This is a genomic window from Coprobacter secundus subsp. similis, from assembly GCF_015097275.1.
Taxonomy (GTDB): Bacteria; Bacteroidota; Bacteroidia; order Bacteroidales; family Coprobacteraceae; genus Coprobacter; species Coprobacter secundus.
Genome location: NZ_AP023322.1, coordinates 1636828 through 1663331, shown reverse-complemented (window position 1 = coordinate 1663331; position 26504 = coordinate 1636828). Strand labels below are relative to the sequence as shown.

The window sequence follows — 26504 nt, the reverse complement described above, 5'->3', positions numbered from 1 at the left end:
TCTATTTTTCAGTGGCTAACAGATATTTTTCTTTTCCGGCTTTCATATATTCCCATATGCCATTGGACCAAGATTCTACTCTGGCTTTTTCAATAGGAGTAGATGCTGCTTGCAAAGCATCATTAATGTGTTTGCCGAGTTCTTCCATGACTGTATCGGTTCCTAAATATTTCCAAGCGATTTCTTCTGTTTGGTGAAATTGGGCGTCTTTTGTTTGTATATTGGATGGATAGTTGTTTGGGTTGGAGTATATCGATTCGATTTTACGATAGAAATTTTGCATTGGTTGTGCGGCATTGCCGAAGTAAGAAGTAAAAAATTCATTAATTATTTTATCGGTATCAGCAGTGGCATCATCGTATAATTTCATTGTTGTGTAAAAATCGAGTTGTTCGCCTATGCCACATAAAAATATGCCTTGTACTCCATCTTGAACATACATTTTTATTTGTTCCGATACTTCGTGAATATTGAACCCTGGAAATACATTGAAATTTTGTATCAGACCTCTTTCTGTCGGGAAACAGAGGTAATTCCATAAATAGATTGGACGTCCGCTTTTTTTACTTTCGATAATCCATTCTTTGTAAAAGTCTATTTCGTTTTCCTTCATTTTGGGGGCCCAGTAGTTCCGAGGATGTAAACAAGGTGCTACTGAGATATTGTCTTCGAGAGTGATGTCTTTAGGTAAGTAAGCGTATACATGGTAAGCTAAAGCTGCGATTTTTTTATCTGGATGAGTTTTTTTGACTTCTTTAGCTACATTATTTACAAATGTCCATAAATAGAGGGAAGCTGTTCCGCAATTAAAATGTTCTCCTCGGATGTTGTTTTTATCGATTTCAAGTTGCTTTTTACATTCAGAACATTGACACCAATTGGCATTATCAAGTGGTACTACAGCAAAATAGTCACCTAAAGCAATTTGGTTTCCTTTTAACGGTTTACCATCAAAATAATCTCGTGCATCTTGAGCTACTTGTTGGATGAATGCTTTATTGGTATAACAAAATTGTCGTTCGTGTGCACCTCCAGTACGGCCTTGTGCGAAGTACTCGGGATGGTATGATTCGAATAATTCTGGACACTTTGGATTTTTTTTCAAAAAACGGTCTTGATAGGTTGAGAATGCGTGGTTTGCAGCCCATTTTTCACCACCAAATTTTATTCTCCTTAAGAAAAGTTGAAACATTTCTCCGGAGGAGTTGAAATATTGGTCTTTCATCATTGGCCATTCGAAAGAATATGTACCGACTCTATATTTTAAATCGGGAGTACGTCTTATTTCTGTAAGGGGAAATTGTATTTTTGCTTTTTGAGGTATAATGATATTTAATGGGTGTGGACCGTAGAAGCGGATTCCTATGAATTTTTCAAGAAAATCATATACCGCATAACAGCTACCTTGAGCATCGTATATTGAAGGTAATGTAATTTCTTTATGTCCTATAGAGTCATTGATTAGTTGAGAATAATTTATTTTTAAACGATCATTGGAGAGAGTAGTTCCGTTATTATCGCGTCCGTTGTCATGTTTCTTATTCTCATCTTGCCCTGCAAGAATTATTTTTTCGGGAGTGATTTTAATAAGATATTCCTGTGCTTTGAACTGGATTGTGTCGAGTTCGGGTGTATATGGACTTTTACCTATGCAGAATAGTTTAGCTTGTTTTGATGGGACACTTTTTACAATAGGTAATTTGATTCCTGATGATTTTTGTATGAAGTGTTGTAATTCATGAGCAGCCAGGATTGCTGCATTGGAAGCGTGTTGGTCAATGACTATAAATGTATTCCCGTTTTCGATATAAAAGTTGGAAGAAGGTGTACATGAGTAAGAAAATATCAGAATACCGATGTACAATAGAAAATTTTTCATAATGGTTATTCTTTTTGGTGATTAGAAAGCACAATAACAGTTTGATGAAGTTTTGGGACAGGTATATTTATATAAAAAAGTTTTTTTATAAATTGCCTTTTTAAAACTTCTTCTAAATCTGGTTTGTGTAAGTTTTTATTTAATTTTTGAACGGCATAGAATGGGCAAAGCTAGCGCTAAGGCTTATTATTTATAAGCCATAATCAGTGTTCTTCATAATTGTTTTGTCTTTAGATTATATATATGTTATTATTTTCGATTTTATATTTTAGGTTATAATGCATACGTAAAATATTCATCATCTCTTGTATTGTCAGAGCTTTAAATTTTCCTGTAAATTGGTCGTTTACGATATTATTTTTGTCATAGTGGATTGTGACTCCGTACCAACGTTCCATTTTATGGAATACTTCTTCGAGAGATTCAGCTTTAAAAATCAATATTCCATTTTTCCAAGCTAATTCATATTCTTCGTCAGTTAGATATATATTTCCTTTTTTATTAATTTTAGAATATACAAATTTTTGAGATGGAGTCAGATAAATAGGCTGTGATTGGTCATTATTTAGTGTAAGCTTTACTTTACCGTCTATTAGGGTAGTTTCGGCAATATTTTCGTCATTGTAAATGGAAACATTAAATGAAGTCCCCAGAACTTCTACATTGAAAACAGATGTTTTTACAATGAAAGGTTTTTCTTTATTAGGGGTGACATCAAAGAAAGCTTCTCCTTCGAGAATAACTTCTCGTATGCTTCCATTATATTCCGAATTATATGATAGTTTTGACCCACTATTTAAGTGGACACTTGTACCGTCTGGTAAAGTGAATTCTGCTTTTTGGCCATTATTAGAGGTAATAATGTTGGGCTTTTGTTTGTATTTATCAGCCTGAAGATAGAAATATGTGGTTGAGAAAATAAATATGGGTAATAATATGGTAGCAGCAAGGGCTGCAAATTTTTGTATACGTTTACGGAAGTTTTCTTTTTTAATTTGCTGCCAAATTTTGTTACGTAAAGTATCTTTGGCAGTTAGGGGCATAGCATAAATATTCGTATCTTTGTGATAACATGTATCTATCATTTCGAGGAGTTTCTTTTCATCTCCGGTTATAACCATCTGTTTGAGCTCATTATATTCCATTTCATTGATTGAGCCCTGAATATATTTTTCGAGTATGTTTTTTTCTTGTTCTTCCATATTGAACATTGACTCTGTTTATAAAGCAATACACAAAATGTAATATTGTGTAACATGTGCTTATGTGATTATTAACTTTGTTTAGTATTTGGGCCCGTTCGTGTAAATAAAAATAAAACATATACCTATTTTTATGAGCTCTTCTTTTAAAACTTTGAGTGCACAACTTAGCTGATTTCTTACCGATTGTTCAGAAATATGTAAACGGGAAGCTATTTCTTGATTTGATAAATTTTGTTCTTTACTCATTTCAAATATTTCTTTTTGTCGATGGCTTAATTTCTCTTTGGCTTGTATTATTTTATCGTTTAATTCTTTAAATGCAATATCATTTTCTATTGTGTTTTCAGAGTAGGAGATGCTGTTAAAATGTGCAGTATATTCATCATAGGAGCATAATGAAATCTGTTTTCTAAGACTATTTAAAAATTTATTTTTGGCAATAGTAAAAAGAAGAGAATGAAATGAATAGTCGGGGGATATATGTTCTCGGATTTGCCATATTTTTAGAAATACTTCTTGAACTATTTCTTCTGCCATATCGGAAGAGTGGGTGAGGTTATATGCAAATCCATATAATCTGTTTGCATAGAGATTATATAGTTTATTAAAATCAGAATATGAACCTTTTTGTAGATTTTTAATGTAATCTTCATCCATATATATTGAGGACTGTTTTTTCTTGGCTGACATGATTTGAACAAAGATATAAATATATATTATAAAATATTGAAATGTAGTAAAAAATATTAGAAAATTGGAGATATTTTTTATTCTATATATTCTATTTTATGAAATTGTTGTATTAAAAAAGAAGATAGAATAATAGTACGAATTTATGAGAGACTGTTGTTAATGTATGTCTTGAAGAATGAGCCGGATAAGTGAAATTATTGACTTATATATGGCAATTGCTAAGATCTCGAAAGCCAAATTTCAGAAAAAAAATGTTGTAAAACTCAATTATTAGTTATCTTTGTAGCCCGAATTTGGTTTGGATTTGATAAATTTTATTTTTTAAATCCAATGAAAAGGGAATCGGGTGAAATTCCCGGACAGTCCCGCTGCTGTGAAGCTCTATAAAAGTTCAAGATTATGAAGTCACTGGCATCTTGTTGGGAAGGCGTCTTGAATTGGAGTCAGTCAGAAGACCTGCCATGTTCGGTTGTGATTTTAATTATTATTTAATTGTAAAATCAACAGTTCTTATATTCTCGTGGGATAGAATTAGGAAATGAAAATTGTGAATAAGATACTATTATATGTAGGGTTTTCGTCCTGTGTGATGATGCATAATGCTATGACGTGTATCATCAGCAGTCAGATAGAGGGTGTACTTCCCTCTTTCTTTATAATTTCTATGCCACGGAATCACAAATTTTATAATAACGGTCTGAAACGGTGTAAATGCTGTGTTCAGAGTTGATATAGAAATAATAAATCCTAAATTAGGAATAGAATGATAAAGAAAATATTAGTTGCTAATCGGGGTGAAATTGCGGTACGAGTGATGCGCTCATGCAAAGAAATGGAGATAAAAACCATTGCTGTTTTTTCTGAAGCTGATAGAACTGCACGTCATGTTTTCTATGCTGACGAAGCGTATTGCATCGGTCCGGCAGCATCAAAAGAGAGTTATCTGAATATCGAGAAGATTATAAATGTCGCTAAAGAGCATGGAGCTGATGCCATTCATCCAGGATATGGTTTTCTTTCAGAAAATGCTGCTTTCGCCCGTCGGTGTAGAGAAGAAGGAATTATTTTTATAGGTCCTGAACCGGAGACGATGGAAGTTATGGGTGATAAGATATCTGCCCGTTTACGGATGATAGAAGCTGGAGTTCCGGTAGTTCCTGGGACACAGGAAAATCTGAGAAATGTTGAAGAGGCGATAGAGTTATGTAATAAAATAGGTTATCCTGTTATGTTAAAAGCTTCTTCTGGAGGAGGAGGGAAAGGAATGCGCCTTATACATAACGAAAGTGAAGTAGCAGAGGCATATAATAATGCTAAATCTGAAGCCCTTTCGTCGTTTGGAGATGATACGGCTTATCTTGAGAAATATGTAGAGGAACCTCATCATATTGAGTTTCAGATATTAGGTGATACCCATGGTAATGTAATACATTTGTGTGAGAGGGAATGTTCGGTACAGAGACGTCATCAGAAAATAGTAGAAGAAAGTCCATCATCGTTTATCACCGAAGAGTTACGGAAGGATATGGGTGAAAAAGCAGTTGCTGCGGCAAAGGCTGTAAATTATATAGGTGCTGGTACTATAGAATTTTTAGTGGACAAGCATCGTAATTACTATTTTTTGGAGATGAATACACGTTTGCAGGTAGAGCACCCGATTACAGAAGAGGTATTAGGGGTGGATTTGGTGAAAGAACAAATACATATTGCTAATGGAAAGTCCTTACATCTGAAACAAAGTGACATTATGCAACGTGGACATGCTATTGAGTGTCGAATTTGTGCAGAAGATACCGATTTTAACTTTATGCCATCTCCCGGTATTATTCGCCAGATAACAGAACCAAATGGGATAGGAGTTCGTATTGATAGTTATGTATATGAAGGTTATGAAATTCCGGTACATTATGACCCGATGATTGGTAAACTTATAGTTTGGGCTACTTGTCGTAAATATGCAATCGAACGGATGCGACGAGTGCTTTATGAGTATAAAATAACGGGGGTAAAAAACAATATTCCGTATTTACGCCGTATTATGGATACCCCTGATTTTGTACAAGGTGGCTATGATACACATTTTATAGAAAAAAATGCAGAGTTTTTATTACATGGAGTTTCGGGTAATGAAGAAAAATCTGAAAATATAGCGATGATAGCAGCGTATATTGACTATTTGATGAATTTGGAGGAGAATACGTCTACTACAGTTGATAATCGTCCTATTAGTCGATGGAAAGCATTTGGTATGCATAAGGGGGTATTAAGAATTTAATCCAGAAAGTAATGGAGGTACATATAGGTAAACGAATAGCTGAGATTGAACTCGTAAGTAAAGATGGTAATAAAGTGCAATTGACTATCGATGGCAAACCATATGAAGTAGATGTGGTTATGGCAGAGAATGGAATATGTTCTATATTGCATGATGGACAATCTTATAATGCGGAGCTGATAAAGTCCGAAGGGGGGAAAAATTACCGAGTAAATACTCATTTTTCATCTTATTCTATTGATATTGTTGATTCTCAAGCTAAATATCTTCGTACTCGAAAGAAAGAGGAGGATAAACAAGACGATAAGATTGTGTCTCCTATGCCGGGAAAAATTGTAAGTATACTTGTAAAAGAAGGAGATAAACTTTCGGCAGGAGATACAGTATTAGTCATTGAAGCTATGAAAATGCAGAGCAATTTTAAAGTTACATCTGATTGTTCAGTAAAAGAAATCTTGGTAAAAGAAGGGGACTCTGTAGTGAATGACCAAGTGTTAGTTAAACTGGAGTTAAGTTCAACAGAAGAAATGTAAATATGGATAACGAAAAAAAATATGAAGCTTTTATCGAGAAAGATAAGATGGCCGAATTGGGTGGAGGTCTCGATAAATTACAAAAGCAGAGAGAATCGGGAAAAATGACAGCACGAGAACGTATCGAGGTTCTCCTCGATAAGGGGACTTTTGTTGAATTTGATAAGTTTGTAGTACATCGATGTACTAATTTTGGGATGGATAAGACCAAAATTCCGGGGGATGGTATTGTTTCTGGATATGGTAAGATAGATGGGCGATTAGTCTATGTTTATGCTTATGATTTTACTGTATATGGAGGTTCATTGAGTTCTACTAATGCCCAAAAGATTGTGAAAGTGCAGTCTTTGGCATTGCAAAATGGAGCTCCTATTATCGCTTTAAATGATTCAGGTGGAGCTCGTATTCAAGAAGGAGTGGAAAGTCTGACGGGATATGCCAGTATTTTTTATCAGAATACAATGGCTTCAGGTGTAGTTCCTCAGATTTCGGCTATTTTGGGCCCTTGTGCAGGAGGAGCCTGTTATTCTCCAGCTCTTACAGATTTTATATTTATGGTTCGGGATAAAAGCCATATGTTTGTGACAGGACCGGATGTAGTGAAGACTGTTACTCATGAGGAGGTAAATAAGGAAGAGTTGGGAGGAGCTTATACTCATAGTAGTAAAAGTGGTGTAACTCATTTTATGGGAAATAGTGAAGAGGAAGTTTTGATGGGAATTCGTGAATTGCTTAGCTTTTTACCATCAAATAATATGGAGGATGCTCCAATAAAAGCTTCTACAGATGATATTCGTCGTGAAGAAGAAAGTTTGCAGACAGTTGTCCCTGCTGACCCCAATATGCCTTATGATATAAAAGATATTATAGAGACAGTTATCGATGATCATTATTTCTTTGAAGTGATGCCCCATTTTGCTAAAAATGTGGTTATTGGTTTTGCTCGCCTTGGAGGACGACCTGTAGGTATTGTTGCTAACCAACCAGCTTATCTGGCAGGAGTTCTGGATATTGATGCATCAGATAAGGCTGCCCGTTTTATTCGTTTCTGTGACTGCTTTAATATACCTTTAGTGACGTTTGAGGATGTGCCGGGATTTCTTCCTGGGTGTACGCAAGAACATAATGGGATTATTCGCCATGGAGCAAAAATTGTATATGCTTATGCTGAGGCTACAGTCCCTAAGGTAACATTGATTACTCGTAAAGCTTATGGTGGTGCTTATATTGTAATGTCCAGCAAACAAACAGGTGCCGATGTTAATTTAGCGTATCCAACGGCTGAAATTGCGGTTATGGGAGCTGAAGGGGCAGTAAATATTCTTTATCGTCATGCTGATGCCAATACTAAAATGCAAGCCATTGAAGATTATAAAGCTAATTTTGCTAATCCTTATAAAGCGGCGGAATTAGGCTATATTGATGAAATTATTCTACCTAAGCAGACCCGTTATAAACTGATTCAGGCTCTTGAGATGGCTCAGAATAAAAATAAAAGTAACCCTCCTAAAAAACATGGAAATATGCCATTATAAAAATATTATATAGATGTTTTGAGAGCAAAAAAGCAAGTGTAAACTTGCTTTTTTGCTTTTATTAATTTCGGAGAGTATATCCTTTTTTAGAAGAAGGGAAATAAATATTTTTTTAAGAGTTTATTTTGTAGGTTTATTTTTTTTCATTCCTTTATAGACAAGGAATATTAAAACAAAAATACCTATAGCAATAAATACCCAGCCTATTTCTTGGCTATATTCAGATACTTTAGCCATGAGTTGGTCTTGGGGTACTACAGATTCAAGATAATAACCTATAGCTGCTAATATTCCGTTCCAGAGACCGGCTCCTAAAGTTGTATAGAGTAGGAATGTGGATAGTTTCATTCTGGCTAGTCCTGCTGGTATTGATATGAGTTGACGTACAGCGGGTACTAAACGCCCGATAAACGTTGATATACGACCATTTTCATCGAAATATCGTTCAGCTTTAGCAACTGATGCTTCGTCAATAAGGCACATGTGTCCAATACGGCTATTTGCAAATTTATATACCAATGGCCTTCCTACCCATAATGCTAAATAGTAATTGATTAGTGCACCAATATTTGCCCCGATGGTAGCAAATAAAATGACCAACCAAATATTTAATTCTCCAGCCGCAGCTTTATAAGCAGCAGGAGGGACAACGATTTCTGAGGGAAAAGGGATGAATGAGCTTTCGATAGTCATCAATAAAGTAATAGTCCAATAATTCAGATTATCAAGGCACCATTGTATAAAAGATAAAGACTCCATAAAATAGTATCAATTAGATAATTATATTTTTTGTCAAAAGTAGATATTATTGGTTGAAGCGGCAATGACATTTTTATTGCAATAATATTACAATAATATTACAAAAGTGTTTATATAAATAATAATGTTTTTATATGTTAAATTTGGGTTATTGTAGAACAAAGTGGGATAAAGATATGTTTTATGTGCAGAACGAGGGTTTCAATGGGCCAGTTCGTGGAAGACAACTTTCTACAGAGCAATCTGATAAGAAGAGAATAAAAGAGTTTATTTAGAGTCTTCTGTTGAGAATAAAAATTTGGTTAGAAAGATAATATATTCTTGTTTTTTGTGTGTTTCATTGGTATTATTATCCTTGCTTGTTCCTTTGAATAAGCATTATCCTCTTTCTTGTTTTTGATATATTTCAAGTTTAGGAAGGCTGTCTCGTGAGAAACAGCCTTTTTAAATTATAATTACTTTGTTTTAATATCGTTTGGTCTATTGGTTTGATAATAATAAAAAAGCACCTTTTTTAAATAAGGTGCTTTTGTCTAAGTTTAAATGCAGAGGCATTTGTAAATCGATTATCCAAAACTAAAAAAATCAAGAGGACGTTTGTTACTAATATAACATTCTCCTCTGTTTTCGCAGCAGAAAATTTTCTTTTCCCGCGCTAACCACCCGATAGCTGCAAACATTGCAACGTCGTCCAGTTCCAGTCTTTTCATCATTTGGGTAGAAGTGATCGTGTATGTCTCTTCAAGCACACGCCATATTCTCCCGGCATTTTCGGCAATTGTAAGTGCTTTCATAACATAAAAGTTTATATGTAAAGGAACTTTAGATGTAATAAAGTTACATCTATTTTGTCACGAAAACAAATAAATAAAGCTATTTGTTTAACGATTTTACATTATTTATATTTTTATGTTATTTTCTATAAGTGTCTTATTGACAATTAATTGCCACTCTGTTCTATTATATCTGAAGGAAAGTCTGTTTCGTTAGAGTCTTCTTCAATTAGTGTTCCGGCAAATAGCCAATACATCATCAATATAATTGCGATGGCAATGGCTATAATTTTCCAAATTTCCAGTTTTTTTGTTTTCATATTAACGTGTAAATATATATTGATTTTCAGAAGAAAGATGACCATTGTAATGATACTTATCTTCCGTAAAATGTTTTAAATCTTCAGGATTATATAATTTATTTTTGATGATATATCTGGCTATTTTTCCTCGAGCTTGTTTTGAGTAAATTTGGAATGATTGTAGTTTTCCGTTACGATAATCTTTGAAAATAAGATTGATTACTCGTATATTTTTGTTTAAAGAAATGGAATCAAGAGCTTTAAGGATTTCGTTAGATGCCAGATTTATAAGTATTCCATTGTGTTTGAGAGTATCATCAATACAAAAAGGTGTTAGTTTGGGACGCCAGAAATTATATAGATTTCCTTTACTTATACCGGGTACGTGCATTTGGAGCATCATCCGATATACTTCAATTTTATCTAGAGGTTTTATCCACCCATACAAAGTTGATAGGATACGTACATTTTTCTGGGCATATTCAAAATCAGTTTTATCGAAATTATAAGCATTTAATTCTTTGTAGACGTTCCCGGCGTAAGCTAATATTGCAGGTTTTGAAGGGTTCTTTGGTGTTCCGAAGTGTTGATAAGCAATATAACTATTTTTTGCCAAAGAAGGGTTGAGTTTCATTTCTTTTGCCAATTTTTCGGACGATAGCTCTTTCATACCTTTGGCTATTTGTTTGGCTTCGTTTAGAAAATGTGGTATTGTAGCTGGAGGACAGTCAGTCGGAACCGGGGTTGACATGTCCATTGTTCGGGTAGGAGAGAGTAAAATTAACATAATCTGTAAGTTTTTTATTAGAAAACAAAAACTTACAGAAATAGTTCTTTCTAATTTGTTTTTTAAACTGTTGGGTAATAGAAATAGGCTTGTATTATAATTTTATTTTCTTTTTCGTTCCTTTTATACTTTCATTGTGCATACGGTCGACAGCAGTTACAACGTAAGTATATTCTTTGTTCCCTTTTTGGTAAGGCAATACATAGCCTGTTTCACGAGTAATAGCAACAAGATTGTTTGCATTCGACAAATCTATCGGTTCTCCTTTTTTAAAACGATATATACAAAAATATATTTGTTTTTGCATCTCATCTCGTGTATTCCGGCGTTTCCATTCCAGAACATAGCCTTGTGATGTCCATCTTGTTTTTAGTTTTTTTACTTCTTCTGGCGCTTTTGCATCAATAAACGTGTAAGCTGGAATGAGTGCTGGTGATGAAAAATAATCGTTTCGTAATATGCCACTTATGTTTTTATAGTTGTTTATCAGTTCGTAACCAGGCCAAAAACATATTCCAGATATATTGTCAAGATAACGGCTTAATTGCATTTTACGATTCAATTGTGTAAAATTAGGATTTATATCAGCAGCATCCATCGTACGTTTTACATCTTGTCCGATGTACATATGTCTTCCGTTGGAATGGCGGTTCCACCAATAAATTAAAGTTTCGGAACATGCGGCTTTGTGTCCTATTTCCCAATATAATTGTGGCATCATATAGTCTATCCATCCTTTTTGTGTCCATAGAAGTACATCTGCATATAAGTCGTCATAATTTTGTAGACCTCTGGTTTCGCTACCGTTTGCATCATTATGGATGTTCCGATATATTCCGAACGGACTTATGCCAAAGCGTACCCATGGTTTACGGTGTTGTATAGTTTGATGTAATTTTTTAATTAGAAGATTTACATTATTTCTGCGCCAGTCATTACGATTCATACCATTATTATAGCGGGCATAACTATTATCATCGGGGAATGGCATTCCATTAATCGGGTAGGGGTAAAAATAATCATCCATGTGTATTGCATCTATATCGTATCGAGCAACGATGTCGTCGACAACCTTTGTGATGAATTCTCTTGATTGAGGCAATCCAGGATCGAAATAAATACCGTTCCCATATTGAACAAACCACTCAGGATGCTTGAAATAAATATGGTTTGATGCCAATGGTTCATTTATATTGCTACTTACTCGGTAAGGGTTGAGCCATGCATGCAATTCCATATTACGGGCGTGGCATTCGTCTATCAGGAATTTTAGTGGATCCCATTTTGGCACTAATGCAACGCCTTGTGTACCTGTCAGAAATCGGCTCCACGGCTCGAGTTTGGATGGATAAAAAGCATCAGCCATTGGCCTGACTTGAAAAATGATAGCGTTAATACCCGTTTGCTGTAATTGGTCAAGCATATTTGTGAAATAGGTTTGCATGGCATCTCGGCTCATTGTACTGTATTGTGATTGATATACAGTTTGTATCCATGCTCCTCTAAATTCGCGTTTGGGGTGTTGTTGCGCTTGTATGATTGGACATAGTGTAAGTAGAAAAAGAAAAATCAGGTATCTTTTGAGTTTCATCGAATTCTATATTTATATTTAAAAGCAAAAATAGGTCTATATGAGGCTATTTTCCAAATAATTTCTCTGAAATTTATCTTAATTCTCTGCTGAAAATTTTGTACCTTTGCATCAAATTTTTTGAAAATAAATCGTGTATATAGTGCCGGTTTTCTAAATTGAAAATAATAAAAGAAGATATATGAATGAAATAGCAACGAAGTATAATCCTGCTGATGTAGAAGAAAAATGGTATGCATATTGGTTGAAAAATGGGTATTTTAAATCGAGACCTGATGGGCGAGAGCCTTATACGGTTGTTATTCCTCCTCCTAATGTGACAGGTGTGTTGCATATGGGGCATATGTTGAATAATACTATTCAGGATATTCTGGTACGTCGGGCAAGAATGACAGGTAAGAATGCTTGTTGGGTACCGGGTACAGATCATGCTTCGATTGCAACGGAAGCTAAAGTCGTAAATAAATTAGCAACCCAAGGTATTAAAAAGACAGATTTGACCCGTGATGAGTTTTTGAAACATGCATGGGAATGGACTGACACTCACGGTGGTATTATTTTAAAGCAATTGCGTAAGCTTGGAGCATCGTGTGACTGGGACCGTACAGCTTTTACAATGGACGAAAAGCGGTCGGAGAGTGTTCTTAAAGTATTTGTTGACCTTTATAACAAAGGGCTGATATATAGAGGAGTACGTATGGTAAATTGGGATCCTAAAGCTCTGACAGCCCTTTCGGATGAGGAGGTTATTTATAAAGAAGAACATAGCAAGTTGTTTTATCTTCGATATAAGATTGAAGGGGAAGATGGATATGCTATTGTTGCTACTACCCGTCCTGAGACTATTATGGGAGATACGGCAATGTGTATTAATCCGAATGACCCTAAGAATAAACATCTTCGAGGTAAGAAAGTCATAGTTCCTTTAGTGAATCGGATAATTCCTGTTATAGAGGATGATTATGTAGATATAGAATTTGGTACCGGATGTTTGAAGGTAACCCCAGCTCACGATGTGAATGATTATATGTTGGGAGAGAAATATAATTTACCAAGTATAGATATCTTTAATGATAATGGAACGTTGAGTGAAGCTGCCGGTCTGTATATAGGTATGGACCGTTTTGAGGTACGTAAACAGATAGAAGAAGATTTGAAAAAAGCCGATTTACTTGAAAAGGTAGAAGCTTATACAAATAAAGTCGGTTATTCTGAACGGACAAATGTTGTCATTGAGCCTAAGCTTTCCATGCAATGGTTTTTGAAAATGTCTGATTTAGCAAAACCTGCTTTAGAGGCTGTAATGAATGATGATATAAAATTCTATCCGTCCAAGTATAAAAATACGTATCGTTACTGGATGGAGAATATTAAAGATTGGTGTATTAGTCGCCAATTATGGTGGGGACACCGTATTCCGGCTTATTATTTGCCTGAAGGCGGATATGTAGTTGCTGCTAAAGAAGAAGAAGCATTGAAATTAGCTCGGGAAAAAAGCGGGAATTTTGCTTTGCAAATGAGTGATTTGCACCAAGATGAAGATTGTCTTGATACTTGGTTTTCTTCTTGGTTGTGGCCGATATCTTTATTTGACGGGATTAATAATCCGGGTAATGAAGAGATAAAATATTATTATCCTACCAGTGATTTGGTAACGGGTCCTGATATTATATTTTTCTGGGTAGCGCGTATGATTATGGCCGGTTATGAATATGAAAAGGATAAACCTTTTAGAAATGTCTATTTTACTGGTATCGTGCGAGATAAAATCGGACGGAAAATGTCCAAATCATTAGGTAATTCACCTGACCCTCTTGAATTGATAGAAAAATATGGTGCCGATGGGGTGCGCATGGGGATGATGTTGTCTGCTCCGGCAGGAAATGACATTTTATTTGACGATGCATTGTGTGAGCAAGGTCGTAATTTCAATAATAAGATATGGAATGCTTTCAGGCTTGTAAAAGGATGGGCTGTCGATGATAATCTGTTGCAACCGGAGTCGGCTGCTATCGCTGTACGTTGGTTCGATTCTTTATTGAACCGAGCAATGGATGAAATTGCAGATTTGTTTGGTAAGTATCGTTTATCAGAGGCTTTGATGACTGTGTACAAGTTGTTTTGGGATGAATTTTCTTCTTGGTATTTGGAGATGATTAAACCTGCTTATCAACAGCCTATTGATAAATATACCTATGAGTCGACTTTACAATTTTTTGATATATTGCTTAAGTTGTTGCATCCGTTTATGCCGTTCATTACCGAAGAATTGTGGCAGCATATTGTCTCTCGTAAGGATAATGAAAGCATTATGATTGAGCAATTGCCGATTGTGAAACCGATTGATGAAGCTTTAGTTTCGGGATTTGAATCTGTGAAAGAGGTGATTTCGGGTGTTCGTACTATTCGTTTACAAAAGAATATTCCTAATAAAGAGGCCTTGGAATTGCAAATTGTTGGAGAACATAATACAGATTATGATTCAGTTATTACTAAACTTGCTAATATATCAGTTATCAATCGGGTTACGGAAAAAGATATTACTGCTGCTTCTTTCTTAGTAGGGACTACTGAGTATGCGATACCTTTAGGTAATAGCATAGATATCGAAGCTGAACTTAAAAAACAAGAAGAAGAACTGAAATATTTACAAGGTTTTTTAAAGTCTGTGAAAGCGAAGTTGGGTAATGAACGTTTTGTAAGTAATGCTCCTGCGCAGGTTGTTGAAAATGAACGGAAAAAGCAGTCTGATGCAGAAAGTAAGATAAAATCTTTGGAAGAGAGTATTGCTGCGTTAAAAAAATAAGTGAAAGGCACAGCTGGTAAATATAGTACTCGTATTGGCCAGCTGTGTTCTTTTATTTTTGTTTTAGACTATATGCATAAGAGAGGAAGAAAAAGACTTGATGAATGGCGAGAACAATATTGATAAAGATAAGTGAGTATATTGCTTATACTGATAGATAGGACGAGCAGTTTTTGTGTATTGCTGATACTTGTGAACCTATGTATACCTATGTCTTTGTTGGTATTGTTGATATTTAATAATAAAGATAATTATATTGTAGGTCCGAAAATGGCAATTGAAGTATGATGCGGTAGATTTGCATATTAAGAGAAAGAGAGTATTGTCATATTTCTGGTAAAAGTTTATTTTTCTTTTTTTAGTTTTTTCTTAAAAGTAAATTTCAGAACAGAGGGTTTAAAAATAAAGAGAAGAGCCATTAATGTTGATAGTCGTCTGAAACCCGATATAGACTTATGGAAATAATAAAAAAGGCGATTAAGAGAGAATAACCCTAAAACAAGAAAAACATAAAAAAATTCTTTTCCAACCCCCACAACATCAAAAATATATATTGTTAATTTTTCAAGTGAAGACTGGATAGTGCTCTAATTTTTTATTGTTATTGGGGAGTAAGATATCCGGTCAGACGAATACTTTTTTTTATGTTAGGTATTGTAGATGACGAATAGATATGCTATTATTTCAACTTTAAGTATGGTTATTTGTTATTTAATATAGGATTTTCTTTTAGGAAAAGAATTCAATAGATTGTTTTACTTAAAAAATAATGGAATTATGAATTTTCTTTGGTATATTATTATTGGTATTGTTGCTGGGTATTTAGCTGGAACTATTATGAGAGGTGGAGGCTTTGGCTTAGTTATCAATCTTATTCTTGGAGTGGTAGGAGGTGTTCTTGGAGGTTGGGTATTTGGTCTGTTCGGGATTACGGCTACAGGTATTATTGGTAGTCTTATAACATCTGTTATAGGAGCAATACTTGTTTTGTGGTTGGCAACGTTATTTTATCGGCCTAAATCTAAATAGAAAGAAGGTTGACAAACTTTTATGACGTTTGATATTTTTCATAATGTAATGATGTATTATATATGAAATAGAAAAGTATTCCCGGATAAAAAATTGTTATATATTTTTTGTCCGGGAATTTTGGTGAATCGCTTATGTTTTTAGCCAGTTAATCTGGGTATTTATTTTTTGACTTTTTGACTTGCCTTCTCTACTGCAGCATTGAGATTTTCGGTTTGTTCGTTAATTGCTTCTTTAGTGCTTTCCCATTTATCCAAAGCTTTTTTCATACCTTTCTCAACTTGTCCAGAAGCTTTGTTGATAGCTTTGTCAAAGGATTTACGGGTACTATGTATTTTCCTTTTTAGCTTGCAGTTAGAGTTTTGGTTGCAAGCGATAAAAGCCGCTGCACCAACAGCAGCTCCGGCTATTGCCAACAAAATGATTTTTTTCATATTCTTATACTTTTAATAAATACTATGTTATTATACGAACAATTGATGTATAAGGTATGTTTGTTCTATTTTCTAAAATATGCACTAAAAATTGATAAATATAAAGTAATGAAAAATGCGATAGTATATAATGGATTCTGAAATTGGTTTAGGTTTTGAGATATTGAAAATTAATAATGGAAAAAGAAATAAAAATTTTTCTTTTCAGATATATTTACTGTAGATATAATTAGATTTTAATTTTGTATATTTTTGTGGTCAAATTTCAAAATATGAGTAAAGAAATATTGTTGATAATAGGCCGAGGAATTGGGCAAGTAATGTTTCAAAATAATGCATTTTCTGGATTGTTAATGTTGATAGGTATTGCATGTAATTCTTTGCTTTTAGCTTTTTTGGCTTTGGCCGGTAATGTTGTAAGTACTTTAATGGCTCTGTTAGCAGGCTATTCTAAAGATGATATACGAAATGGTCTGTATGGTTTTAATGGTACATTAGTAGGTATAGCGATTGGGGTATTTATGAAAATAAATTTTATTTCTATATTTCTATTGATATTGGCTTCATGCTTTTCAACTTGGGTAACTAATTTGTTTAGTCGTCAAGAAAAATTACCTGGTTTTACAGCCCCTTTTATTATTACAATTTGGTTGTTATTGATAAGTTGTCATTATTTGTGTCCGTTTTTATTTTTATCTTCTGTTTCTGGAGTTATAGAACAATCTGCTGATTTGTTTCGAGCTTTTAGTTTGAATATGGGACAAGTTATGTTGCAAGGAAATAGTGTACTTACAGGATTATTTTTTTTGATAGGTATTTTTATAAATTCTCGGATAAATGCTATATATGCGATTTTAGGGGCTGTAATTCCATTGATGATGGTTTTGTGGTGTAAAGACGATTATTCTGCGTTCAATACGGGGATGTTGGGGTACAATGGAGTACTTTGTTGTATTGCTATAGGAGATCGGTCAAAAACGGGAATCGTATTTGCAACATTATCAGTATTTCTTTCGATTATATTGCAAGTAATTGGCATGAATTTAGATGTTACTACATTGACGGCTCCATTTGTCCTTTCTGTATGGATAGTTTTAGGCATACGGTATATTACCTTAAAAAAGTATTGCGATTTGGAAAATGCCTGCGATTGAGATAGATTGGATTTGTTTGTGTAAAATTACTTTTTATCTGGCTTTATTTATAATCTTTTTGATTTCATTCATATTTAATTATGGCATTAATGAGGAACAAAGAGGAATGTGCTCTATGCTATATAGAGACTCTATTTTAGGTAGAATTTCTGTATAGTTTTTTCTCTTTGTAAATCCATTTGGTTAAGCCTTTTGTGCGATAATACATAGGTTTTCTTTTTTTCGATGATGTATAATAATGTTAGTAAATCCACATTTTTGAAGTATTGATTCTAATTGGTGTGCTGGATGTACAATCATTCCATCAATTCGGCTGGTCCATGTTTCATTGTTGGGGTCACTCATTTCGCAGCAGATAAGAAAATAGTTGTTCTTTTTTAGTACTCTGGCGATTTCTGTAAACGAGAGATTTAAATCATCCCAAAAATAAATAGTTTCAAAAGCTGTTACTACATTGAACATCTCATTTTCGTATGGAAGTTTGTTTACACTTCCTATGTGGACAAAGCAACGAGTCCCTAAAAATTTTTTGTTTTTCTTTTGGGCGAAAAGTACACTTTCAGGTGATATATCCAAACCGTAAACTTTTCCTTTTGGACAGTATTCCAGCATCTTTTCTAGATTTGCTCCTCCTCCGCAACCGATATCTAATACATTCCAGTTTACTTGCCAATTTAATTGAGACATTCCCCATAGGGATAGTTTAGAATGACCTATATTCATTCCTCGTAGAATCATTCTTCCGAAAAAGCCCTCAGGTTTACGAGTATTCTGCAAAATTTTGTTGATAAAACTTTTCTTTCTCATTTTATTGTTATATGTGTTATTATGAGAATGCAAGTTAAAGGGGGGAGCTGTAAAATACAATACCCAAATGTAGTTAATTTTAAACAAATGTAGACTTTACTATGGAGAATCTACATTTATTTTTAAGTGTAGTCAATTATATATTTGGGGGAATATTTTTAGAGAGAGGGATGTAAATTTTGTGTAGTGCTTTTATTGTTTCGAATCTTTTTCTATTATTTGGGGAATAAGAATTGCAGTGTACAGTTGTAATATGGCTGCAACGGTTAAAAGGAGAATCCATTCTGTACGAGTTTTAAACATAAAATAAGAGGCTGCGACCAATAATAGGGCAGACAGAGTTTCCATTCGGTAGAGCCGTTTGAGTCTAAAATTGGTACCTTCGTAACGGAATGTCAAACGACAGACAGCGATTCCTGCAGCTCCTAATGCAAAAATATATGGTACAGCAAACCATCCAGTAATATATAATGCTGCGGCTATTAATACACATATGGCAGATAAAAGAAAAATCGTATTACGGGTCTTATTGTTCATTATTGTTTTTTTCTACTTCTATAATATAAATGTCTTCGTTTGGTTTTTTCATTAGATATTGTTCTCGAGCAAATTTTTCTAAGTTTTCACTGTTTGAGCGTAATTCATTCAAGCGGCGGTTACTTTCGTCTATTACGTGTTGGTAATGTTCTATATCTCCCTTTAGTTGTCGTATTTTACGGTTATAAGCAAAACTTTGTAAAAAGCTGTTATCATCGACAAATATCATAATAATGATAAAAGTAAGGGCAAGAATTTTAACCAAAGATAGATGCTTTTGTGCAAATATTCTATATTTAAGTAACCTTTTTTTCATTTTTTGTCGATAAATTATTTTTACAAACGTACATAATCTTTTTTGTTTGCGAAAGTAATCGTTTCATTTTAAGGTTATGTTTAAATATTTCTCACATTTTTATAGATAGGAATTAATTTTGTGTATTATTCTGCATTAAATATCGGGAAAATTTACGTATTGGGAGGAATTTCTTGTTGATTGTTCATCATTATTTGTACCTTTGTGCGCAAAATTTTGAAACAAGTGAATTTAATCATTGATCAAGGAAATACAACGATAAAGTTAGCAGTCTTCAATGCTTTTGCACTTGAAACATTGATTACTTATGATACTTGGAATGAGCCGGTCATAGAAGATTTTTTATCTGGTTATGATATTGAAGCTTGTATATATTCTTCTGTGGCTCGTAAATGTGATGAGCATGTAGATTTTTTTCGAAATCGAATACCGATGTTTCATCTATTTTCATCTGACAGTCGCTTGCCTATACGTATAGGATATCGTACTCCTAATACTCTAGGTTTAGACCGGATAGCCGGGGTAGTAGGGGCTTATTATGAAAAGCCGGGAGTGCCTATATTGGTAATTGACGCAGGAACGGCTATTACATATGATTTACTTTTGGCTGACGGGCTTTTTGTAGGGGGGAATATTGCTTCTGGAATACAAATGCGCTTTAAGGCTTTGCATACGTTTACGGGACGTTTGCCTTTGGTTTCATTTGAGGGAGATATTCCTTTTTTGGGAGATGATACGTTTGCGGCTATTCGTGCGGGTGTAATTCGAGGAGCATGTTATGAAGTAGAGGGGTATATACGAGATTTGACCCATAAATATCCTGGGCTTTTGATTTTTTTAACGGGCGGAGACGCTTTTTTATTTGCCGAACGGTTAAAAACTCCCATCTTTGTAGATAAAAATATCGTAATAAAAGGTTTGAATAGAATACTATATTATAATGTTGAAAAATAAAGTCATAATTATTGCGCTTATTGGTGCTCTTTACAGTATTGGGATAATGGCCCAGAATAATACAAACTCTCCTTATTCACGTTACGGATACGGTATTCTAGATGATAATTCATTTGGTATGGGCCGTGCGATGGGAGGAATTGGGTATGGCTTGCGTTCGGCTCGTCAGATAAATGTGAAAACCCCAGCTTCTTATGCAGCAATGGATTCTTTGACGTTTTTGTTTGATTTTGGAGTAAATCTTCAAAATGTTTGGATGAAAGAGATTCCTACTGGGGCAAAAGAATCTCAAATAAATGGAAATCTTGAATATATAGCAATGCAGTTTCCTTTAGGAAAAAATATTGCTGCCAGTTTAGGTTTGTTGCCTTTTTCTTATGTGGGTTACAGTTATGGAGGGACGATTAATAATGGCTCGGAATCAAAATTAGGAGAAGGTGGTATAAATCAAGCTTATGCAGGAGTGAGTGTAAATGTTTACAAAGGATTTTCTTTAGGAGCTAATATCAGCTATCTTTTTGGAAATATAGTACATGATAATTATATTATACCGAGTAACCAGAATACGATTGACGGAATAATTGAAAATAAACTCCATGTGTCAGATTTTCATGTTGAATTTGGAGCTCAATATACTTATAAAATTAATGAAAAAGATAAGTTTACTATAGGGGCAGTTTATTCTCCTAAGAAAGCTTTGTTGGGACATGAGTATAGGACAGAGCAAGTTTATAGTAGTTCCTCTTCATCTACAGCATCTCAAGTCGAGAAATCGGATACCACTTCATTAAAGGGTAATTATGAGATAGCTTCGACATATGGTCTTGGATTTACTTATTCTCGAGATAATTTGTTTACGGTGGGGGCTGATGTTACTTTTCAGGATTGGAAAGATACTCGCTATGCAGGTCGTACCGATACTTTAAATAATCGGATAAAAGTCGCTGTTGGAGGTGAATACATCCCTAATATTCTTTCTCGTAATTATTTAAAACGGATACGATATCGTTTAGGAGCTTTTTATAACCAGTCTTATTTGAAGGTAAGTGATGCGTCTACGAATTCTTCAATGAATATGCGTGAGGTAGGAGTTAGTTGTGGTTTTGGTCTTCCTATTAAGAGTGATAAATCTATTGTGAATCTTGGACTTGAATATGTTAATCGACGTACAACGCCACAGGCATTGATTACAGAAAATTATTTAAGAGTTTCGGTAAGTCTTACTTTTAATGAGTTCTGGTTTTTTAAACGTAAATTTGAATAGTATAATTGTTACATAAAAATTTTATATGATTTTGTTTCTTATGGAGCAAAATCATATTTTTTATAAATAAAGGCTAAATATTTGTTGAATTTTGGAATGTATTATTTGCTGTTTTAAGTAGACGAAAGTTTTTGATTAGCTATTATTTATTTGTGAATCTAATTCATTATTGAGGGTAATAATGAGGTGTAAAGTGGAGATATGGAATGTACTTTAAAAAAATAGCGAGTTATTTTTATTTTGTTATAATTAAGCTATGGAATGAAGTTTGAAAATAGTTGGATCTGTTAAATTTTGATATAAATATTAGATTCTATATCATGAATTCGCTAAATTTGTAATCAAAATATTGCCTTTTATAGTGAATTATTTTGAAAAGAGGCAAAATCTAAGTGAATGGGTAATTCTGAATTTACAACATATACTCGAAATAAGACGTTGGCAGGTATATATGTCGCGTTGTCTGTCGCAGTTTTTGTATCTGTTTTCTTTTCTTCATGTGAGAAAAAAATAAAAAATGAAGTAGTTAAAGGGTTTACCGATATTAAGAAAGTTCCTACTCTGCGTACACTTGATGTGACTACAATGATTTCGGATTCGGGTATAACTCGTTATAAAATAGTTGCTAAAGAATGGCTGATGTTTGAGAATGCAGATGAGCCGTATTGGTATTTTCCTCAAGGAATATATGTCGAGCAATTTGATTCACTTTTTAAGACAGAAGCTTTTATTATTGGAGATACAGCTATTTATCATAAGAATAAGCAATTATGGGAATTGAATGGTAATGTTCGTATGGAAAATGTGAAAGATGAAATATTCCTTACTCAACAACTGTTTTGGAACCAACGCAAACAAGAAATCTATTCGGATAGTGATATTCATATTCAGCGAGTTGATAAAATAATCGAAGGGAAGGGTTTCGTTTCTAATGAATCTATGACGCGTTATACAATAAAACAGACTAATGGAATTTTTCCTATGAAAGAAGGCGAAGCTCAGTCTTCTCAAAAAAATGATAGTGCTCGTATGGCTGCTCGAAATAATGCTAAACATTATGCACCTAAACAGGAAGGAGGAGCTCGATGACGGCTATTGTCTGGATTGTAGTGGTATCTTTGATTTTTTCAGCCTTTTTTTCAGGGATGGAGATTGCTTTTGTATCGTCCAATAGGGTTCGTTTTGAACTGGATATGAAGAAGGAAACTCTTTTGGGCCGAGTGTTGAATTTGTTTTATCATCATCAGGAACAATTTATTTCTACTATGTTGGTGGGTAATAATATTGCATTAGTGATTTATGGTATTGGTATGGCTGAATTACTTTCTCCTGTATTGTCTTATATATATGATAATGATATATTTGTTTTGTTAAGCCAAACATTGTTATCGACCTTGCTTATTTTGTTGACTGCCGAATTTTTTCCTAAAACTTTATTTCGTATAAATCCGAATTCGGTACTTCGTTTTTTTGCATTACCTGTGTATCCGATATATTTGATTTTATATCCTCTTTCGAAATTGACATCTTTGTTTTCAAAAGGAGTGTTGTGGCTAAGTGGGGTTAAAATATCAAACCATCAGGAAGAGAATGCAATGAGCAAAGTCGACCTTGATTTTTTCATACAGCAAAGTATTGATGAAGCAGATAATGAGCAGGAAGTCGAGACTGAAATGAAGATATTCCGGAATGCCTTAGACTTTTCTAATGTCAAGTTAAGAGATTGTATGATACCCAGAAACGAAATTGTTGCTGTAGACAGGGATAAGACAATGAGGCAAGAGCTTATATCGACTTTTATAGAGACAGGCCTTTCTAAAATAATTGTTTATAAAGAGAATATTGATGATATAGTTGGTTATATACATTCTTCTGAAATGTTTAAGCAATCAGTAGATTGGCGTGTTCATATAAAACCTATTTTGCAAGTGCCTGAAACTATGTTGGCATCGAAATTGATGAAAAGCTTGATGCAGCAGAAACGAAGTATTGCTGTTGTGATAGACGAATTTGGCGGGACCAGTGGTATTATTACATTAGAAGACCTCCTTGAAGAAATATGTGGTGATATAGAAGATGAGCACGATATTCGTAATTATGTATCACAGAAAGTTGGTGAAAATGAGTACCTTTTCTCGGGACGATTGGAAATAGAGAAAATAAATGAGATGTATGATTTGGAGATACCTGAATCTGATGAATATCAGACTATAGCAGGATATATTTTGTATCATCATAAAACTATACCACAACAGGGGGAGATTGTGGAGATTGGACCTTATAAATTTAAAATACTAAAGAGGAATGCAACAAAAATAGAGATTGTCAGAATGAAAATGGAGAAATAAACGATTTTTTTTTATTATTCATCACGGATATAAAGGCATTTTTTGTATCTTCGTGCGCTTACTTGAAATAAGAAAACAAAAAATAAAACTAATAAACATAAACTAGTAAATGGCTACGTTAGAGAAAATCAGAGGTAAAGCAGGGCTGTTAGTCACCGTTATCGGTGTAGCATTACTTGCGTTTATCGTTGGAGACTTATTGAATTCAGGCCACACTTTCTTTAGGATGAATCAAGATAAGGTGGCAGTAATCAATGGAAAGAGAATTACGACAGAGGAGTTTCAAACAAGAGTACAAGCCCGTACTGACGAAATGCAGAATATGTATAAGAGATATGGTATGTCTCTTCCTGAAGGGTCTGCTGCTCGTATCAACAAAGAGGTTTTTGACCAGATGATCAACGAGGTTTTGCTGGAAGAAGAAGCTGATAAGTTGGGTATTGCAGTATCGAAAGAAGAATTGGCAGATTTATTACAAGGTGATAATATAGTTCCTCAGGTAAAACAATTGTTTACTAACCCTCAGACTGGAGTTTTTGATAAACAAGTATTGTTGAACTTTTTGAATGTTATTTTGAATGAGAATAGTCCTGAAGCTCAAAATCCAGAGACTGCTGAGCAAATATCTCAACAACGTAAGATGTGGCTTGATATGGAGAAGAGTGTGAAGCAGCAACGGCAAGTTGAGAAATTCTTTACTTTGATGACAAAGTCGGTACAGGCCAATAAGCTGGATATCGAAGCTGCTTATCAGAATGGTAAGGTGAGTGCAGATTTTGCTTATGCAGTACAGTCATATTCTTCAATTCCCGATTCTACTGTAAAAATTAGTGATTCGGAATTAAAAGAGCTTTATAATAAAGAAAAAGAAAATTTTAAGCAGGATGAGAAACGCGTTGTGAAGTATTTTTCTGTAGATATAGTTCCTAGTGAAGGGGATTATAAGATTACAGAAGAAAAAATAAATAATCTCAAAAATACTTTTACGACGACGCAGGATGTTGCTGGTATGTTGAGCCTGAATACAGATGTGCCTTATACTGATGCTTATGTGGCAGAGCGTAGTATGGATACCGATATGAAAAATTTTGTGGCTAATGCTCAAATTAATGATGTTGAAGGTCCTATTTTTGTAAATAATGCCTATAAGATGTATCGGTTGATGGGTAAGACTGTGGCTCCTGATTCTGTTAAGGTACGTCATATTATGTATCCCTTACAAAAAGACGAGCAGACGGCTGCACAGTTTGATAGCTTGTTGAATGTTTTAAAGAATGGGGGCGATTTTGCTCAGTTGGCTCAAAAATTTTCAGTGGATCAATCTTCTGCTCAGAATGGTGGGGATTTGGGTTGGATGACTGAAACTTCAGCTGTTCAATTAGGACAAAAATTTGTAAATGCTATATTTAATAGTAACGGTTCTGGATATATGACTGTGGAATCTCCTTATGGTCGCCACATCGTACAAGTGACCGAACGTACCGCACCGGTAGCAAAAGCAAAAGTTGCACAATTGGTTATGAATGTACGTCCTAGTTCCGAGACATATAGTACGTTGTATAATGGCGTAAGTCAATATATTGCTACGAATACAGATGTCGAATCATTTGAGAAAAATGCGAAAGATAAGGGATATATCGTATCTACGGCCAATCTTACTCGAGATGATGTAAGTTTGGGTAACATCAACGACGCTCGTCAGGCAATTAAATGGGCTTTTAATGCTAAGAAGGGAGCAATTTCAGAGATTTATAATGTCGAGAATAAATTCATGGTTGCAGCCTTGGCTGATGTGCAGAAAGAAGGTTATGCCGATGTGAAACAGGTGGAACCTCAATTGAAAGCAAAATTAATGGCTGATAAGAAAGCTGAAATAATCATGAATGACTTGCAAGGTAAAAATGTAAAGAGTCTTGATGCTTATGCTCAGGCTATGAAATCGCGTATTGATACAGCTAAATTTGTTAGTTTTGCTGTAAATGCTATTGCCGGTGTGGGGTTCGAACCGGTTTTGACTGCAAAAGCTCCGTATGCTGATTTAAATACTTTGGTTGGTCCTGTAAAAGGAAATAATGGAGTCTATGTTTTCTCAGTATATAATAAGACAGAAAATAAGGAACCGATGAATGCAGATACAGAAAAACAAAAGTATATGCAATCTGTCAATCAGATTATTTCCAGTCAATTGATAAATGTTATGAAGGATAAAGCAGAAATAGAGGATAATCGTATTAAATTCTTCTGATTTTCTGATTCAAAATAATATAAAAAGCGAGGGTGCATTTAAATGCACCCTCGCTTTTTATATTATTTTGTTTCTTTTCTGATAAGAAATCAATTTTTTCCAATGGTTCAGATAATGATTTTTTAAGATATTATCTTCGTATAACATTGGTTGACATTTTTTGTTGGTAGTGCATAATCACAGTTATATTAATAAGTTAGTTTTATTGTTTATCTATCATGTAAAATCTTATCTGTTTTTAAAAAGCTTTCATTTATAGTAATAGGTATATTCAAACA

General features: G+C 34.2%; 23 protein-coding genes and 1 riboswitch. Of the genes, 11 read left to right on the top strand and 12 right to left on the bottom strand.

All coding sequences use genetic code 11. The annotated features are described in order from the left end of the window. Position 1: 1 nt before the first annotated feature. The 3 genes from Cop2CBH44_RS06665 to Cop2CBH44_RS06655 form a co-directional block, all read right to left on the bottom strand. Positions 2-1879 carry a DUF4838 domain-containing protein gene (locus Cop2CBH44_RS06665; RefSeq protein WP_200755764.1) on the bottom strand — a complete coding sequence of 626 codons (1878 nt, stop codon included), beginning with the start codon at positions 1877-1879 and terminating at the stop codon, positions 2-4. A gap of 230 nt (positions 1880-2109) precedes the next feature. Continuing rightward, positions 2110-3081, bottom strand: coding sequence for a FecR family protein (locus Cop2CBH44_RS06660; RefSeq protein WP_200755763.1), 972 nt, complete (start codon positions 3079-3081; stop codon positions 2110-2112). Between the two features lie 81 nt (positions 3082-3162). Next, positions 3163-3741: an RNA polymerase sigma-70 factor gene (locus tag Cop2CBH44_RS06655; RefSeq protein WP_200755762.1), complete on the bottom strand. Its 579-nt coding sequence runs from the start codon at positions 3739-3741 to the stop codon at positions 3163-3165. A gap of 313 nt (positions 3742-4054) precedes the next feature. Continuing rightward, positions 4055-4255: riboswitch (cobalamin riboswitch) on the top strand. 285 nt (positions 4256-4540) lie between these two features. On the opposite strand from Cop2CBH44_RS06655, the gene accC reads away from it, so the two are divergent. The 3 genes from accC to Cop2CBH44_RS06640 are packed head-to-tail and all read left to right on the top strand — an operon-like array spanning position 4541 to position 8120. Continuing rightward, positions 4541-6052 carry an acetyl-CoA carboxylase biotin carboxylase subunit gene (gene accC, locus Cop2CBH44_RS06650; protein ID WP_021931393.1) on the top strand — a complete coding sequence of 504 codons (1512 nt, stop codon included), beginning with the start codon at positions 4541-4543 and terminating at the stop codon, positions 6050-6052. A gap of 11 nt (positions 6053-6063) precedes the next feature. After that, positions 6064-6585 carry an acyl-CoA carboxylase biotin carboxyl carrier protein subunit gene (locus tag Cop2CBH44_RS06645; protein ID WP_200755761.1) on the top strand — a complete coding sequence of 174 codons (522 nt, stop codon included), beginning with the start codon at positions 6064-6066 and terminating at the stop codon, positions 6583-6585. Between the two features lie 2 nt (positions 6586-6587). Beyond that, positions 6588-8120 (top strand): acyl-CoA carboxylase subunit beta, encoded by a 1533-nt coding sequence (locus Cop2CBH44_RS06640; protein WP_021931395.1) that lies wholly within the window; start codon positions 6588-6590, stop codon positions 8118-8120. Positions 8121-8240: 120 nt separating this feature from the next. Here Cop2CBH44_RS06640 and Cop2CBH44_RS06635 read toward each other — a convergent pair whose 3' ends face one another. From Cop2CBH44_RS06635 to Cop2CBH44_RS06615, 5 genes are all read right to left on the bottom strand, one after another. Beyond that, on the bottom strand, positions 8241-8879 hold the full coding sequence (locus Cop2CBH44_RS06635) for a DedA family protein (protein WP_021931396.1): 639 nt from the start codon (positions 8877-8879) through the stop codon (positions 8241-8243). Positions 8880-9445: 566 nt separating this feature from the next. Next, positions 9446-9673 (bottom strand): winged helix-turn-helix domain-containing protein, encoded by a 228-nt coding sequence (locus Cop2CBH44_RS06630; protein ID WP_021931398.1) that lies wholly within the window; start codon positions 9671-9673, stop codon positions 9446-9448. A gap of 146 nt (positions 9674-9819) precedes the next feature. Beyond that, on the bottom strand, positions 9820-9972 hold the full coding sequence (locus Cop2CBH44_RS06625) for a hypothetical protein (RefSeq protein ID WP_200755760.1): 153 nt from the start codon (positions 9970-9972) through the stop codon (positions 9820-9822). Between the two features lies 1 nt (position 9973). After that, positions 9974-10741, bottom strand: coding sequence for a YaaA family protein (locus Cop2CBH44_RS06620; protein ID WP_200755759.1), 768 nt, complete (start codon positions 10739-10741; stop codon positions 9974-9976). A 94-nt stretch (positions 10742-10835) separates the two neighbouring features. After that, positions 10836-12332, bottom strand: a complete 1497-nt coding sequence (locus Cop2CBH44_RS06615; protein ID WP_200755758.1) for a glycoside hydrolase family 10-like protein — start codon at positions 12330-12332, stop codon at positions 10836-10838. 181 nt (positions 12333-12513) lie between these two features. On the opposite strand from Cop2CBH44_RS06615, the gene Cop2CBH44_RS06610 reads away from it, so the two are divergent. Together Cop2CBH44_RS06610 and Cop2CBH44_RS06605 are read left to right on the top strand one after the other, a co-directional pair. After that, positions 12514-15138 carry a valine--tRNA ligase gene (locus Cop2CBH44_RS06610; RefSeq protein WP_200755757.1) on the top strand — a complete coding sequence of 875 codons (2625 nt, stop codon included), beginning with the start codon at positions 12514-12516 and terminating at the stop codon, positions 15136-15138. A 777-nt stretch (positions 15139-15915) separates the two neighbouring features. Then, positions 15916-16167, top strand: a complete 252-nt coding sequence (locus Cop2CBH44_RS06605) for a GlsB/YeaQ/YmgE family stress response membrane protein (RefSeq protein ID WP_021931403.1) — start codon at positions 15916-15918, stop codon at positions 16165-16167. A gap of 161 nt (positions 16168-16328) precedes the next feature. Here the strand turns inward: Cop2CBH44_RS06605 and Cop2CBH44_RS06600 are convergent, their stop codons facing one another. Then, entirely contained in the window at positions 16329-16601 is a 273-nt protein-coding gene (locus Cop2CBH44_RS06600; RefSeq protein WP_021931404.1) for a hypothetical protein, read from the bottom strand. Between the two features lie 272 nt (positions 16602-16873). On the opposite strand from Cop2CBH44_RS06600, the gene Cop2CBH44_RS06595 reads away from it, so the two are divergent. Continuing rightward, positions 16874-17755 (top strand): urea transporter, encoded by an 882-nt coding sequence (locus tag Cop2CBH44_RS06595; protein ID WP_044228061.1) that lies wholly within the window; start codon positions 16874-16876, stop codon positions 17753-17755. A gap of 183 nt (positions 17756-17938) precedes the next feature. Here the strand turns inward: Cop2CBH44_RS06595 and Cop2CBH44_RS06590 are convergent, their stop codons facing one another. From Cop2CBH44_RS06590 to Cop2CBH44_RS06580, 3 genes are all read right to left on the bottom strand, one after another. After that, the gene (locus Cop2CBH44_RS06590; protein ID WP_044228154.1) at positions 17939-18562 is read right to left on the bottom strand and encodes a class I SAM-dependent methyltransferase; all 624 of its coding nucleotides are present in this window, start codon (positions 18560-18562) and stop codon (positions 17939-17941) included. A gap of 192 nt (positions 18563-18754) precedes the next feature. Next, positions 18755-19099 (bottom strand): hypothetical protein, encoded by a 345-nt coding sequence (locus Cop2CBH44_RS06585; protein WP_044228064.1) that lies wholly within the window; start codon positions 19097-19099, stop codon positions 18755-18757. Next, entirely contained in the window at positions 19089-19415 is a 327-nt protein-coding gene (locus Cop2CBH44_RS06580; RefSeq protein ID WP_021931409.1) for an FtsB family cell division protein, read from the bottom strand. The genes Cop2CBH44_RS06585 and Cop2CBH44_RS06580 overlap by 11 nt, the downstream gene beginning before the upstream one ends. 225 nt (positions 19416-19640) lie before the next feature. Here Cop2CBH44_RS06580 and Cop2CBH44_RS06575 point away from each other — a divergent pair, with 225 nt between their 5' ends. The 5 genes from Cop2CBH44_RS06575 to Cop2CBH44_RS06555 all read left to right on the top strand — a co-directional run bounded on the left by Cop2CBH44_RS06575 (position 19641) and on the right by Cop2CBH44_RS06555 (position 26226). Next, positions 19641-20369: a type III pantothenate kinase gene (locus tag Cop2CBH44_RS06575; protein WP_044228158.1), complete on the top strand. Its 729-nt coding sequence runs from the start codon at positions 19641-19643 to the stop codon at positions 20367-20369. Continuing rightward, positions 20356-21633 (top strand): BamG family beta-barrel-assembly machinery protein, encoded by a 1278-nt coding sequence (gene bamG / locus Cop2CBH44_RS06570; RefSeq protein WP_200755756.1) that lies wholly within the window; start codon positions 20356-20358, stop codon positions 21631-21633. The genes Cop2CBH44_RS06575 and bamG overlap by 14 nt, the downstream gene beginning before the upstream one ends. 396 nt (positions 21634-22029) lie before the next feature. After that, positions 22030-22722, top strand: coding sequence for an LPS export ABC transporter periplasmic protein LptC (gene lptC, locus Cop2CBH44_RS06565; RefSeq protein WP_200755755.1), 693 nt, complete (start codon positions 22030-22032; stop codon positions 22720-22722). Further along, positions 22719-23981 (top strand): hemolysin family protein, encoded by a 1263-nt coding sequence (locus Cop2CBH44_RS06560; RefSeq protein WP_021931413.1) that lies wholly within the window; start codon positions 22719-22721, stop codon positions 23979-23981. The genes lptC and Cop2CBH44_RS06560 overlap by 4 nt, the downstream gene beginning before the upstream one ends. A 109-nt stretch (positions 23982-24090) precedes the next feature. Next, a complete protein-coding gene (locus Cop2CBH44_RS06555; protein ID WP_021931414.1) occupies positions 24091-26226 on the top strand; it encodes a peptidylprolyl isomerase in 2136 nt (711 codons plus the stop codon). Positions 26227-26504 lie beyond the last annotated feature (278 nt).

What these genes read in the sequence shown, in the direction of transcription:
- Cop2CBH44_RS06655 (WP_200755762.1), bottom strand. Translation starts at nt 3,741, where the DNA reads ATGGATGAAGATTACATTAAAAATCTACAAAAAGGTTCATATTCTGAT.
- Cop2CBH44_RS06560 (WP_021931413.1), top strand. Translation starts at nt 22,719, where the DNA reads ATGACGGCTATTGTCTGGATTGTAGTGGTATCTTTGATTTTTTCAGCC.
- Cop2CBH44_RS06640 (WP_021931395.1), top strand. Translation starts at nt 6,588, where the DNA reads ATGGATAACGAAAAAAAATATGAAGCTTTTATCGAGAAAGATAAGATG.
- Cop2CBH44_RS06630 (WP_021931398.1), bottom strand. Translation starts at nt 9,673, where the DNA reads ATGAAAGCACTTACAATTGCCGAAAATGCCGGGAGAATATGGCGTGTG.
- lptC (WP_200755755.1), top strand. Translation starts at nt 22,030, where the DNA reads ATGGGTAATTCTGAATTTACAACATATACTCGAAATAAGACGTTGGCA.
- Cop2CBH44_RS06620 (WP_200755759.1), bottom strand. Translation starts at nt 10,741, where the DNA reads ATGTTAATTTTACTCTCTCCTACCCGAACAATGGACATGTCAACCCCG.
- bamG (WP_200755756.1), top strand. Translation starts at nt 20,356, where the DNA reads ATGTTGAAAAATAAAGTCATAATTATTGCGCTTATTGGTGCTCTTTAC.
- Cop2CBH44_RS06605 (WP_021931403.1), top strand. Translation starts at nt 15,916, where the DNA reads ATGAATTTTCTTTGGTATATTATTATTGGTATTGTTGCTGGGTATTTA.
- accC (WP_021931393.1), top strand. Translation starts at nt 4,541, where the DNA reads ATGATAAAGAAAATATTAGTTGCTAATCGGGGTGAAATTGCGGTACGA.
- Cop2CBH44_RS06615 (WP_200755758.1), bottom strand. Translation starts at nt 12,332, where the DNA reads ATGAAACTCAAAAGATACCTGATTTTTCTTTTTCTACTTACACTATGT.
- Cop2CBH44_RS06595 (WP_044228061.1), top strand. Translation starts at nt 16,874, where the DNA reads ATGAGTAAAGAAATATTGTTGATAATAGGCCGAGGAATTGGGCAAGTA.
- Cop2CBH44_RS06660 (WP_200755763.1), bottom strand. Translation starts at nt 3,081, where the DNA reads ATGGAAGAACAAGAAAAAAACATACTCGAAAAATATATTCAGGGCTCA.
- Cop2CBH44_RS06590 (WP_044228154.1), bottom strand. Translation starts at nt 18,562, where the DNA reads ATGAGAAAGAAAAGTTTTATCAACAAAATTTTGCAGAATACTCGTAAA.
- Cop2CBH44_RS06645 (WP_200755761.1), top strand. Translation starts at nt 6,064, where the DNA reads ATGGAGGTACATATAGGTAAACGAATAGCTGAGATTGAACTCGTAAGT.
- Cop2CBH44_RS06625 (WP_200755760.1), bottom strand. Translation starts at nt 9,972, where the DNA reads ATGAAAACAAAAAAACTGGAAATTTGGAAAATTATAGCCATTGCCATC.
- Cop2CBH44_RS06665 (WP_200755764.1), bottom strand. Translation starts at nt 1,879, where the DNA reads ATGAAAAATTTTCTATTGTACATCGGTATTCTGATATTTTCTTACTCA.
- Cop2CBH44_RS06600 (WP_021931404.1), bottom strand. Translation starts at nt 16,601, where the DNA reads ATGAAAAAAATCATTTTGTTGGCAATAGCCGGAGCTGCTGTTGGTGCA.
- Cop2CBH44_RS06610 (WP_200755757.1), top strand. Translation starts at nt 12,514, where the DNA reads ATGAATGAAATAGCAACGAAGTATAATCCTGCTGATGTAGAAGAAAAA.
- Cop2CBH44_RS06585 (WP_044228064.1), bottom strand. Translation starts at nt 19,099, where the DNA reads ATGAACAATAAGACCCGTAATACGATTTTTCTTTTATCTGCCATATGT.
- Cop2CBH44_RS06555 (WP_021931414.1), top strand. Translation starts at nt 24,091, where the DNA reads ATGGCTACGTTAGAGAAAATCAGAGGTAAAGCAGGGCTGTTAGTCACC.
- Cop2CBH44_RS06580 (WP_021931409.1), bottom strand. Translation starts at nt 19,415, where the DNA reads ATGAAAAAAAGGTTACTTAAATATAGAATATTTGCACAAAAGCATCTA.
- Cop2CBH44_RS06635 (WP_021931396.1), bottom strand. Translation starts at nt 8,879, where the DNA reads ATGGAGTCTTTATCTTTTATACAATGGTGCCTTGATAATCTGAATTAT.